This window comes from Vibrio sp. L3-7, assembly GCF_963898195.1.
GTDB classification, from domain to species: domain Bacteria; phylum Pseudomonadota; class Gammaproteobacteria; order Enterobacterales; family Vibrionaceae; genus Vibrio; species Vibrio echinoideorum.
The window spans coordinates 15,882-28,003 of record NZ_CAWQUW010000031.1 but is presented as its reverse complement, the minus strand read 5'-3'; the positions used below and the strand labels follow the sequence as shown (position 1 = coordinate 28,003).

The 12,122-nt window shown below is 43.4% G+C and carries 14 protein-coding genes; 2 read left to right on the top strand and 12 right to left on the bottom strand.

The window, feature by feature from the left end; translation table 11 throughout:
• The first annotated feature begins 301 nt into the window (after nt 1-301).
• Nucleotides 302-874, top strand: a complete 573-nt coding sequence (locus AACW75_RS17845) for a DUF2913 family protein (RefSeq protein ID WP_016799978.1) — start codon at nt 302-304, stop codon at nt 872-874.
• A gap of 143 nt (nt 875-1,017) precedes the next feature.
• Here AACW75_RS17845 and AACW75_RS17840 read toward each other — a convergent pair whose 3' ends face one another.
• The 5 genes from AACW75_RS17840 to AACW75_RS17820 all read right to left on the bottom strand — a co-directional run bounded on the left by AACW75_RS17840 (nt 1,018) and on the right by AACW75_RS17820 (nt 4,209).
• On the bottom strand, nt 1,018-1,248 hold the full coding sequence (locus tag AACW75_RS17840; protein ID WP_016799977.1) for a hypothetical protein: 231 nt from the start codon (nt 1,246-1,248) through the stop codon (nt 1,018-1,020).
• A 267-nt stretch (nt 1,249-1,515) separates the two neighbouring features.
• Entirely contained in the window at nt 1,516-2,682 is a 1,167-nt protein-coding gene (locus tag AACW75_RS17835) for a replication initiation protein (RefSeq protein WP_339385038.1), read from the bottom strand.
• Nucleotides 2,679-2,999 carry a hypothetical protein gene (locus AACW75_RS17830; RefSeq protein ID WP_076646768.1) on the bottom strand — a complete coding sequence of 107 codons (321 nt, stop codon included), beginning with the start codon at nt 2,997-2,999 and terminating at the stop codon, nt 2,679-2,681. The genes AACW75_RS17835 and AACW75_RS17830 overlap by 4 nt, the downstream gene beginning before the upstream one ends.
• A 371-nt stretch (nt 3,000-3,370) precedes the next feature.
• Complete coding sequence (locus tag AACW75_RS17825; protein WP_237297896.1) at nt 3,371-3,793, bottom strand: phage regulatory CII family protein; 423 nt, start codon at nt 3,791-3,793, stop codon at nt 3,371-3,373.
• A gap of 203 nt (nt 3,794-3,996) precedes the next feature.
• A complete protein-coding gene (locus AACW75_RS17820) occupies nt 3,997-4,209 on the bottom strand; it encodes a hypothetical protein (protein WP_029203682.1) in 213 nt (70 codons plus the stop codon).
• A 91-nt stretch (nt 4,210-4,300) separates the two neighbouring features.
• Between AACW75_RS17820 and AACW75_RS17815 the strand changes: the two genes are divergently transcribed.
• On the top strand, nt 4,301-4,927 hold the full coding sequence (locus tag AACW75_RS17815) for a phage repressor protein CI (RefSeq protein ID WP_102496004.1): 627 nt from the start codon (nt 4,301-4,303) through the stop codon (nt 4,925-4,927).
• Between the two features lie 614 nt (nt 4,928-5,541).
• On the opposite strand, the gene AACW75_RS17810 is transcribed toward AACW75_RS17815, so the two are convergent.
• The 7 genes from AACW75_RS17810 to AACW75_RS17780 all read right to left on the bottom strand — a co-directional run bounded on the left by AACW75_RS17810 (nt 5,542) and on the right by AACW75_RS17780 (nt 12,121).
• A complete protein-coding gene (locus AACW75_RS17810) occupies nt 5,542-6,777 on the bottom strand; it encodes a His-Xaa-Ser system-associated MauG-like protein (protein WP_017109368.1) in 1,236 nt (411 codons plus the stop codon).
• The gene (locus AACW75_RS17805; protein WP_016799684.1) at nt 6,778-7,134 is read right to left on the bottom strand and encodes a TIGR03982 family His-Xaa-Ser system protein; all 357 of its coding nucleotides are present in this window, start codon (nt 7,132-7,134) and stop codon (nt 6,778-6,780) included.
• On the bottom strand, nt 7,131-7,664 hold the full coding sequence (hxsA, locus tag AACW75_RS17800; protein WP_016800225.1) for a His-Xaa-Ser repeat protein HxsA: 534 nt from the start codon (nt 7,662-7,664) through the stop codon (nt 7,131-7,133). The genes AACW75_RS17805 and hxsA overlap by 4 nt, the downstream gene beginning before the upstream one ends.
• Nucleotides 7,661-8,779 (bottom strand): His-Xaa-Ser system radical SAM maturase HxsC, encoded by a 1,119-nt coding sequence (gene hxsC / locus AACW75_RS17795; RefSeq protein WP_017109367.1) that lies wholly within the window; start codon nt 8,777-8,779, stop codon nt 7,661-7,663. Before hxsC ends, hxsA begins: the two co-directional genes overlap by 4 nt.
• Nucleotides 8,772-10,169: a His-Xaa-Ser system radical SAM maturase HxsB gene (gene hxsB / locus AACW75_RS17790; RefSeq protein WP_016800224.1), complete on the bottom strand. Its 1,398-nt coding sequence runs from the start codon at nt 10,167-10,169 to the stop codon at nt 8,772-8,774. The genes hxsC and hxsB overlap by 8 nt, the downstream gene beginning before the upstream one ends.
• Nucleotides 10,166-10,441, bottom strand: a complete 276-nt coding sequence (hxsD, locus tag AACW75_RS17785) for a His-Xaa-Ser system protein HxsD (protein ID WP_016800223.1) — start codon at nt 10,439-10,441, stop codon at nt 10,166-10,168. The genes hxsB and hxsD overlap by 4 nt, the downstream gene beginning before the upstream one ends.
• A gap of 684 nt (nt 10,442-11,125) precedes the next feature.
• Nucleotides 11,126-12,121: a DUF5677 domain-containing protein gene (locus tag AACW75_RS17780; protein WP_237297894.1), complete on the bottom strand. Its 996-nt coding sequence runs from the start codon at nt 12,119-12,121 to the stop codon at nt 11,126-11,128.
• Nucleotide 12,122: the final 1 nt, after the last annotated feature.

The following is a 12,122-nucleotide window of genomic DNA, read 5'->3' as shown; positions in this document are numbered from 1 at the left end:
CAAACTTGCAGCATCTAGTTTGAACTCAGTAGAAAATGTACGTCGTTGTCGTTTTGTCATTGAACACCTCATTTATGGTGGAGACTTTACCACCTAATTTGGTGTCCGGGATCATTAGACCACTACAAGGTTTAGCGCAGAGATATTGAGCGTTAAGAATCACTCTTAAGTCATGCTTCTTATGAGTAGGAAACTCACTCAACAACACACAAACAGCAAATGGCGTCACTTGGGTTTCGGCCTTAGAGCCTTGCTATTCTTGTGATAAGATACCCTCACCAGAAAATAATCGATGTGAACAATGTCAGAACATTCATACCATCAACTTCTTAAGTCGACCTTCGAAAACACTCTTCTTCACCTTTACTTCAAAGTAAAAACTTCCAGTCACTTTGTTAAAGAAGAGCAACGAAACAAGATCATCATTGACTTCTTAAAGCCAAAAATCAAACAAGCTCGATATAGCCTTATCAAGAAAAAGCTTAAAACTGTTTGTTTGATGAAGAGTAAATTTGGCTCAATCGAAAAACACTTAGAAAGCGTTTTATCTCAATATTCAGCGATAGAGAGCAAAAACGACGTTGATAAGCTTTATGCCTTGTTAGAACGCTTTGAGAAGAGCGGATTAGAAACAAAACTTATTGAAGAGACCCCTAAGCAGGAAATGGACGTTGTTTATATCGACAGAGCACATATTGATCATTGCTTCGATAATGAAAACCGTCAGATTGCACCCATTTCGCTGTTTATACATACGAATGAATTAGACAGATTCACTAAGAGCTTAGCAACCCAACCTTATTTCACATATGAGTTGTGCCAAGCAAGTGAAGAGTTGAATAACTATCATTACAAAGTCCACCCAATTAGCTAACCATACTGCTTATCACACACTGTTTAGCCTTAACTGGTCCAAGACTCTTGTGAGTGATTACCTGTACTTTTCCATCAATTGTCTATCCTGTACCTTAGTAATTGTCCCACAGCTATATGAAGCGCCAACTAACACAACCAAATCTAAAACGTTGGGCACTTCCAGCCCAAATCAAGATGTGTTGTACGCGATTTACCAAGCGGTACTACCGTCCTTTTTTCATCACAATCAAGGCCAATCTTTTGATCTTCTAGCAGTAAGCTGATCAGATATAAGCCTAACGCTGAATGATCTTGGCCATTCGTCTTCACCGCTACGGCTTCAACAATGAATTCAATTCCTGTTGACAGTGTCTCTTTATCTTTAAAAGACATAACTCCTCCCTTAAGTTACTGTGTAAATATACAGCAATATGGAGCGAGTGAATCCATATTTAAACAAATTGAGACATCAATCACATTGAACAGGGTCATGTCGACTCACCCTTAGAACACATTTCATGTCTTTAAAAAGGAGCTCGCGGACAAAAAGTAAGAGAGGAGATGATCGGGTGTCCAATAAATGCAACCTAGTCTCAACTCTATAATTGAATTTACTAAGGGACCTCGTTTTTAGTCGATAGTTACTCATTATTATTTAACTCAAGGAAAAGCCGACTCAAGCACCGCCTTCTTTTTCCCTACTTCATACTCCGCCCTCTCTAACGTTATAGGGGCAGATATCTGATGAACAGCATAATTACCACGAGGCTCTGGCCCATTTCGCCTACTTTCGGATAAAGCAGACTTGACCCATTCAAACAGATAGACGTAACGACTGACGGTCTGGCGACACAAGTTCGCCTTACGCGCCACCAAACCAATCGTGAGCTCCTGATTTTTGCGTAACAGAAACAGACAGGCGCGGATAATTCGGCGAGTGGTCTTCGTCCGACGAAGGTTATGAGTTCTTCTGGCCGCTCTACGCTGCCTTTCCTGTAAACTTAATCCACTATCCAACCTCATCACACCTCGCTGGCAGTCTGACCGAGCACAATATTTATCCCAGGTCCAACGAGAGACGCTTTTTACCACCGCTAACACCTCACTGCATGGCAAAGACGGCTTACCCACCAAATTGGCATTATTGATATGTGCAAAGCTCTCTACACGGCCTTTAAAATTCGTATAGCTGCCCTTTTCCCTTTCTTCGTCGACGATGTCATAAGCGAACCGGCGAGTACGTTCAAACAAAGTACAATTCCGGGAATAAGAAACGTCCCTCTCTTGACGAAGCCACGGCCGCGTACTCTCCAGTTCAAGCGAATCCGCTAACTCGTTAAGTTCATAGACACTGCGGTGAAGTTCGGTTGTCTGCCACCAAGGATGAAAGGGCGTTTTGGCAACAGGCCCTGAATAACTCAAGTCCGCCTCCAATCGCAAGGCTAACGCGCGATAAATAGCTTTGAGGTACTGAATGGGTTTGGAGCGAGCCTGATCACTGGTGCAAACCGGTACAATGGCATAAAAAAGGTGGGCTTTATTACTGGTACGGTTTCGGACAATCATATTGGGGGGCGGCAACCCTTCATCTTGCCAAATGTAGGGATTGGGGAAAGCTCGGTGTTCATGATCAATATCGAAAACCATCCACGCCTGCATCTCTTTTCGATTGACCTGCATATAGGGCCATCTGACGGCGTAGTTTCGAGGTCGAATTAGCATCGCGGTTTTGTTGTCACTGCACCTCGACAAATAAGGCGCTTCCTCAAGCAGCCGGCTCAAACACGACATAGACGAAGACGCAGCGTATTCAGAATGAGCCGTCATCGGCTCGCCCTCACCGCCCCTTGTCCACGTTGACTTCCAGACTCGCTCTGGATAAACACCCTTTCCAAGGCCTCGTACGTTACGACCGAGTTGACGCTCTTAGTGGCGCCCAATAAGCCTGTCGAACCTGATGAATCCTTTCCATTCAGGCGTTCAATTGCTAAGTATTCGTCATTTCCCCTCACCCCGCTTTTCACATAACAGCGGAATTCATCACGCCATTGGTCTTCGCTCACTACCGCTAGATAGAAGACCGCTTCTTGGCTTGTTTGAAGAAGCACCTTACCGCCTATGACCACCCACTCATGATTATTCATCACGTTTTCCTTGGCTAACAGGCTCTCCTTTGGGAGCAGCCAATGACGTTACTCAGGCTAAGGACAACGCGTTAAAGCCAACGCTGTCTGATTCTTTGCATTCGCTTTTCAAGGCCGAATAAACGAATTCGCAGCCGTACTTGTTCAAACACCCGATTCGAATGCCTTAATTGATACGTTAACCTCATCCACTCAACCAATAATGGCGAAAGTTGACGGTCACATAACTCGCGTCGGATGCGCCTGATATAGCGAAGGCCTCTTCGCTTATCTTCTTCTGTTAATCCATGACCAGACCTTTCAGAAGATGGCTTATGATCCGGAGCAATGAGCATCACCCCTCCGAATGAATACTTGAAACTGATATACCACTAGCGCCCACCTTTCCGCCCTATCGCTTTGAGCAGACCAACACCTTGATTCAGTTTTTCCAAACTATTGAGGAGCAAAACCTGACCGCTGATATTCGCGTGTACGGTCTGAACAATCTCATATTTCTGTGCCCGAGTAAGCCTAGGCTTTCCTGCATACTCCAAAGCCATTCGAGACAACTCACCCGAATGGGTCGAGCTCTCTAGTGCGCACAAAACAAAGGCATCATCCGTAGTGTTGGGCGGTATATAAGCGGTGACCACACCCAGTCCAAGAAGTAAGCTGTTTACAATGATGTGATTACCGCTCACTTTGGCGAGAGTGATGGCTTCAACACAACTCAGGACATGAGGCTGCTCAGGATTAAGTTTATTCCGCAGCATGGTCGGACTCATCCCTATAACCTCTGCCAGCCTAGCCATATTCTCTGACCTAGCGAACACGCAACACGCCTCATTAAAGGCCCCTTGTTTTGTGCGATAAAATTCGCCTATTGAGTCAATTCCGTTCATAACCAATACTCAATTGAACAAAGACGAGATGACAACGAAACTCCAACCAAGAATGTTAGCCCCAACGGACAAAGCTCTTTGGTTAAAATTATGAAAGATAAACGCATGGCTATTTACCCCATTCTCTCCAACGTTTCACGCGTTGCCATTTCTAGCAACATGACCATATTGATGAGAGGGGTTTCTTTACCTTTTGCTTTAGTTTTAATAGGTAAGCGACCATCAGCTACCCAATCCATGATGGTGCGTTTCGGCATTCCAGAGAACTGAGAGTATTGGTCGTACGTCATGAAAGGCGTATTTAGGACTACTTGATATGAGAGCATAGTGATATCCTATTCTGTTATTGAATGTTTAATTTCGGAATGACGAGTTGCACCCCACCATTTCGAACTCAATTGCGATTATTGATCACATATGAATAACAAGCAACTTAAAATAGACCAAATATCGTATTTGGGAGGTAGAGATATTATCAAGAAGTTGATAGATATCACGAATTCAGACCGCCAACAGGACGTAGCAGACGTATTTGGCATCCCAAAATCAACAATCGCGACTTGGCGACAGAGAAACCTTACTCCCTTTGAAATTGCAGTAAGGACTCATTTGAGCACTGGAGTCTCACTTGAATGGTTACTTCTAGATAAAGGCGAACCGTACCCTAAAACACCAACCCAAAAGCATATTAATAAGAAGAACGAATCGAAAACTCTTTTCGATATCGACTGTTTCTCTATTGACGACGGTAAATTGGTTGGGAAAGGGATACTTGCATTCGATAAAGCTCTTCTAGACGACTTAGGTGTGAGTAATGTAATAGCAATCAAAGATGGAACTACTACGTTCCTTATAAATAAAGAATCTCACCATGCAGTAAGCGGTACATACCTAGTTGATATGGACGGCCTACTCTCGCTAAACGACATCCAGCGCTTACCAGGCAAAAAGCTAGCAATCAGCTTTAACGGTTCGATTCTAACCGTCGAAGAAGATGAAGTAAGTGTTGTAGGTAGAGTCGCGTTAGTGATAGAAAAGCGTTAACTGTTGCACTCATCTGTTTGAGAGCACTGCAGCTAATTTGATTAATAGCGTCACAGATACTTAACGAGCCTCTTATCGCCCTACCCTCGTGGGGAGTGGCACTTGCAAAGAAAAAGACGGTCTTATGGCAGCCTTCTTCTTTGGCTCAGTGTTGGTCGTTGTGCAATCTCTAAGTAGTCCTGAAACATTTGTGGACAAAAGTGAGTCAGTGATCTTGCTAAATTAGTAATCAATAGATTACTTCAAATTTAGAAAACTTCGCTAAGCAAAACGAAAGACCTTCCCCTAGTAGGTCCTTAGTAAGTGACCATCTTGAAAAAAACTCCATACTACATGACTAACGTAATGTAGATACTTGGTAAAACTACGAGATGTATATAGAAAATTGGCTCACCATCCCACCCGAATGGGCCTAAAGATAAAGGAAATAGTGTACTAAACAATATCGTATTGTTGGAGTCAGTCAAAACACACTAGTAATGTTATTGCCGAGATGAATACCATTAGGAACACCCACTAACAAGAATACAAGTAATCACCTTTACATTGTGGAGTTAAGCGTTAGCAGTTCCTATCATTTACACCAAGCAAGTAACCCCTATAACAACCTAGCTCTACAGCGCATCCAGAAATGTCAGCAACTGACTAAGCTCACTTTCATCCACTCTAATCCAGCGTAGCATTTCACTGCGTCTGTCCAACGATTCATTATTATCGAGAATCATTTGATCGGAGACTGTCGGGTCCCGATAGTAGAAAATGGGACTGATATGATGCTTAACCACCCCTTCCAATGTAGGAAAAATACCATTATGTCCATATGGAGCCGTTTTAGATACCGCTACCAATGAAGGCGTTCTAAACGAATATCTATCCCTGTTGTCCAGAGTCACCAGTGCTCTACCAAAATCTTGTCCAAACATGTGGGGACCTTGATTTCCCTGAGGAACACCAATTGAATGAAATGACATATCACTCATTAAGTCCCCAGAATGACAAGAAGCACAACGCGCCTTACCATAAAAAAGTATGGCACCGCGTTTTTGCTCTTTTGACAATGAAGACGTATCGCCATTTATGTATTGTTCCCAAGCTGAAGGCGTACAATCCTCACTGATCTTCTGCCTTATGAAGCTTGCCAATGCATTACCAACCATAGGTAATGTCAGGTCTGCCTGAGGTATGTTGGCAGACTCCATTGCGGCCAGCAGCATTCGAACATCAGGATCATTTTTTTCGAGTAACCTTTCTTGAATGAAAGTATTTTGGGCGGGTACCTTATCAGCATAGTATTGTGACTCAACTAGGTCGACATGGCGATTGGTATTGAATCGTTTACTGGTCCCTAGAAACTCGTCACGAGCCAACAGTGGTAAAACTGCCGCGACAGCGAGCGCAGAATCAAAGCCCAACGAGCTCCCCTCACCAACGGGTGAAAAAATCTGTCCGTCAATAGATTGAACCTTACCATCCCAAAAGAACGTATTGAATCGGCTATCACCCCGAGCAAAAAGAGTAAAAGCGTTACGCGGCACAACTGCGCCACCACTAGCTAATCTCTCCTCACCTTCACCTATCCCTCCAACACCAATCGCTAAAGGTAGCCCATCAGTGAGTGCCTTGTTATCAAGATGGCAATTAGCACAAGTAGTGTCCTTATCCCCACTCAATACTGGGCGTTCAAAAATAACTTTGCCCACATCTGCCAAATACGAAGGTTCTTTCACCAACGGCTTTGAACAAACATTCCCTTCAAGCTCAAACGCTTGAATAGCTACCCTTAATGTCTCATCCAGAGACATGGCGCTAACCTGGAATGACGCCAACACAACAAGAAGCCAGGCTCTCATTTACCTCTCCCTAAACCTATGTTGCTCTATCAAAGGTTCAATTGAGCGTTGGTGCAGCTCTATTGCCTCCAGCCCAAGGTAACCAAGTACAGACTCTGGTACTCGCATTGCAAGCATGATCTTCCGAGTTTTATCATATTCGTGGCACGCCAATAAATGTACTTTTGCTGTTTGGTTCAATGTCTTTGATTCCAATTGCTCAATATACCAAGTCTCATCCATCGCCAGAGAACACTCAGCGGTTTGCTCCATAAACTGATTTTTATAATAGAAGTATGCAAACACGGGTGAAACCACATAGATTCCTATCCAGGCGATACAACACAGTGAAATAACGAAGTAAAAAACACGCTTCATCGCGCAAGAATCCCTAGTGAATTCAATGTCACCGTATCAAGGGTTTGCGAGACAGGTATATTGTTGTCCACTCGATAGACATTTAATGCTTTACGAGTTTGCTTGCCCATAATCCCATCGATGATTCCCTTGTAGTAACCACTTGTATAGAGTGCGAACTGAACTCGGATGATAAGCTCCTTACGTTTTTCTAATTCCTCTAAAGTAGATACTGGTGGTTTGGTTACAGGCGCTGTATAACTCGGGGTAGAAGGTTGAGTAAGGGGTTGGGATTTTTGCTTTTTAACTGGAGCACTATAGGTCGACCCCGCGGACGACCGATGAGAACTATGACTTCTGTGACTACTGTGGCTCCGATGCGCAGCGATGTATAGGGGAATAGCCTCATTTAGGGGCGCTAACACAACCTTGTCGAGTAACAATTCATCTTTAACATCGTGCTCCTCCGGCGCTGCAGTACCCGCGTCGGCACCTGAGTTTAAAGCGAAGAAACCTGGTAGTAAGGCAGCTAGATTGAAATTCCTTTTCATATTATTCTCCTTGGTGATGCATGATACTTTCCACGAGACGATGAGAAATAACCTCCACAACTGTCTTTTAACTGACAATCCGAACACTCACTAGGATAGTAGTTCTTCCAGTCTGATATAGATTTGACAGCGTACGATCTGATTGAAGAAGGTAAATGACAAAGTGGAAAATTAAACAGCGTCGGATTTAACCCGGCAATTTCAGCAGTCAACAAGCCCTTTATCAGGGCGTCTTCATAATCTTCTGGAGCGCACTCTAGCGCTGACCAGTTTCTTTTAGCCCAACCAGTCGCTTCCAGGTTCATTACCGACAACTGCACAACACCAGAAAAAACACGAGCAATGTATTCGGCAACTTGTGGTAACTCACTAGCGTTGTGTTGAGTCGGAATGAAGCGCACTTCCATCTTAATGCCTGAGTTTCCAGCGTTGATCATCCCAACGACCGTTTGTGAAAACGCACCATCCCTTCCAACTAGATGATCATGAATTCGGCCTCTCACCGAATAGAGAGGAATACCGAAGGTAATATCGAGGCGACTAGCCATCGAAGCCAACTTTCCAGTAAATTCTAAATCTGAAAATGCCCGCCCATTGGTCAGGACATGTAGGCGAGTATTGGGAGCATGGTTTGAAACAAACGCCAGAAATTTGATAAAAGCATCACCGTACAATAGTGGCTCCCCACCACTAATACCAACATCACCATCAAATCCAAATGCGGCTAGAGCGAGCGCTCCGTATGACAACAACCAGTCATCCTTTTCCTCTCGTGGAGGTTGCGAACAAAATAAGCAAAGGTTATTGCAGCGCTCGGTTACAAGCAGTGTGTTGTGATTGGCTCTTCGCGACAAAATAACGCGCAACTGCCCAAACTGGTTTATGTTGACCACATCGCCATCATCTACAGAATCATGTAAGGTCGCATGAATGATAACACCAACAAAATCGTCACGAGCAGAATTCAGGGGCGCTTGTTGCTCTTCTGCAAGGAAGATCTGTTCTAAGTAACGACTGTCGCTCGTTCCTTTATCTTTGCGGATTTGATAAAACCCTGGGTTCGAAAATCCGTCTTCTTCCAACGAGAATGTATCGGGTCGAATGACGTTACTCATATAACCACTCCTTAAGCATCTCACCAATGCCATCTTCTACGTATAGGTGCTTAATAATTAATGTGAACATTGCTTTGTGATACTGACAAAATCGAGAAAGGCTCTTATCGCCGATTGGCTCTCCAAAAACACTAATGTTTTGACAAGGGTCTGAGCCACAAAACGGTTGGTACGCACAGGAGGCACACCCCGGATGAACAGAAATAAAAGACTGAGACAATATTGATTTGTACAGACTGTTTGACTCGATGACTGGCTCTTGAATGGTTCCAAGTGAAAAATCGATATCGGGGTTGGTTTTTTGAAGCATCCGAGCCTCATCGCTTCCATATATACGACCATCATAATTGAACATGATACAGTTTAGGATTAGGCCGCTCGGGGATTTTAGGTCTGCGTATCCACTGTAATCCGCATTAAATATTCTTCTAAGGTGAATCAATGCAGAATGTTCGATGATTCTCTCCCCTGCGAGTCGCTTTCGATTTAAGACCTTCAAGAGTTGTTCATAAAAAGCAATGAACGCCTTAATATCGTACGTCTTAGCGTTCCCTTTATTGGCAAAACCGTAAGGGCTTATCGGGCGAACAAACATGTCAGAAAATCCGAGATCACTATGCGCATCGACGATATCTTCAGGCTTTTGCAACAACGCCTCGGTTACCGTGGTAACGGTAGCAACCCTATCCGGACCTAACCTACGTCTGATTTTTTCAACGCCTTGTTTCACCAGTTCAAAGGAATTTCCACCCTTCAACACTCGATTGGAATTATGTGTGAGCGCCCCCCCATCGAGTGAAGTTGAGAAATTAATAGGTTTGTCTTCACTCCATGTCAAAACGTCATCGCTCAGTAGAGAAAGGCTCGTTGCAATTACTATCTCAAACTGGTCGACACCCAGGTTAGAAACCGCCTCCTGATAGATCTTTTGAACGAGATCAAACCTTAAAAGAGGCTCTCCACCTTGGATTTCCAGCTTGTATGGCGCATTTCCGAGGGAACGGATTCGTTCGAGCAAAAGGGGAATCAAGTCTGGATCTAGGTCGTAGTTACTTGCTTTGACAGAGGCTCGGCTCACCTGGCAATAATGGCATGTGTGATCACATCTTAGCGTTGGCACAATCATAAATATGGGATTGAAGTGGAGCGCCGACATTAAGCGTTTTGACATACCCGAAGCGAGAGAGCTAACCGAAGCAGATTGGTATTCGTCATCACAAATAAAGAGCTTTCTTTCAAGCAACTCATCGATGACAGCATCATCGGTGGAGTTTTTATCTATCAGCGAATTGAGTTCCATTCTGCTCAAGTACGCATGAAACCCGGCCTGATTCGTTAATAACGCAATATCAGAGTCAAGAAACTCGAAGTTAAAAGGCAGTACGTTCATTTCAATAGCTTCTTCTCAACGGAGCTAAGAACAGCTGCGGAAATCCCTTCCAAATAACTACTGGTTTTCTCTGATAATTTTTCTCGAAGCAGATAGTCATTCAACAGGCGTTCGAATTCCAGAATGATATCCTCATCTTGGGAAGAAAAATGGACGGCCCACCGTGTGTCTTCATCTGCCAGCTTCCAGGTAGTTAAAGGAGACATCCAATACAAAGCATGCCGGACAACCGACTCTGAGAAAGTACTTTTTTCTAATTGATGAATTAACATGCACACACCTTTAATTGGATTTGCTCCCACAAAAGGCACATTGAGTTTGTCGCTAAAGGAGTGCAAAATAATTATGTAAAGTGAAAATATAGCACCATATGCACTCTAGTGGTTATGATGAAAGTCGCATTTGAGAGGGTTGTTGGCCATTTGATTTTGAGGCATAAGTGCATTGATTCAAAAGAAATAGTTGCAATGCTTTTTGTTCGAAAAACAACAGCTCTCTACTCATCGCCTTACTTCGCCACGGTTTAGATGCCTGATTGAAAGTTATCCCCGAACCTTGAGCTCTAAAGATAGCTTCCATGATGGAGGTCGACAGCACTCCTAACAAAACATTTGCCGACATTAAGAGCGGCCAATATTGTAAGCTTATCGCCACCATCGAATGAGAATATATGTATTTCTGATCCCTTCCTTGGCATTCCGCATACCCCATATACTTTGCTTAGAACATGTTAATGTTAGTCATTAGGAAAAATAGGTCAGTCTGTCGACAAGACTTTGCTGATGGTCTCAGCTCAAAATCATTTTGGGGCATTTTCGAGCTAGAAAATGCCACGCGTGAAAATTCAGGTTGTGATGTTTTTGGACATAAATGAGATAGGGTGTCCGAGCTGAAGTTGGTTAGTCAAATTAGCTTTCTTAGGGTGAAACATCCATGCTATTACTATAGTCGTTTTGTTATGTTGACTTTTCGACGCTCAAGAAAGCTTCCCCAACTTCTTTCACGTAATTCTCAATTATTTTCATAAACAAAGTAGAATCGGCATAATCTAAACCAGTATCGCTCTCTTCTATATAAGTTGTCAGAAATACAGACGTAATTTGAGCCAAAGCAATAGCAGTGAAATGAGCAGGCTCTGTAAGGCCAGAGTTGGACTGACCACAAAGTAACAGGTCTTCTTTTGCTTCATTCATTCCATATAAAGAAGCCATTTCATAATAGTCAGCATGTATGTTACGGCTGGCTAGTTTGTAGTTATGAGACCATTTATCTAGTTCTACGAACTCTCTCAATTTGTCGATTTTTTTGTAACCAGTATGCTCCCTAGCCCAGTGCCACCCAGAACGACCTTGTGTAATGCTGCTTTTAAGTTCAGTGTAGAATCCTGCTTCTTGATCAGAAAAGGTTTCTTGCCCCATAGCATCAGCCGTTTTGCGATGCTCCTCAATTCCTTCTACCGTTTGTACCATACCGTGCTTAATATAATCGATGGCCGCTACACGACCACACTTTTTAATAACTAAGCACGTAACAACAATCTCATATAAAGTACGCCAACGTGCTAAGGCTGCATCGGGGTAACCACCCTCTAGCAAGTGAATGATTTCCCCAGTTATGCGACACGCATGAGCATGCTGCCTCATGAGAACGCCTATTAATTCATCAGTTTCATACTTGGGTATTTGGATAAATTGCTGCTGAAAGTTCATACCCGCTTGTAAGCAAGTTTCTCGTAAAGTATGTAGCTTTCTAAAACCAAGGGCCCAACGCTCACGGTTCCTTTTTAAGAACGCATCGTGTTCTAACATCACACGCTTAACATTCACTTCTTCTTGCTCATTTGTATCTTCTATTAGAACCGATGCTGCAAGCTCAATAACAGATTCATACTCAGCCTCATTGTCACTTTCTCGAAGTGTTTGTTCCGCTAGTTTTAATAGTTCTTCGAACATT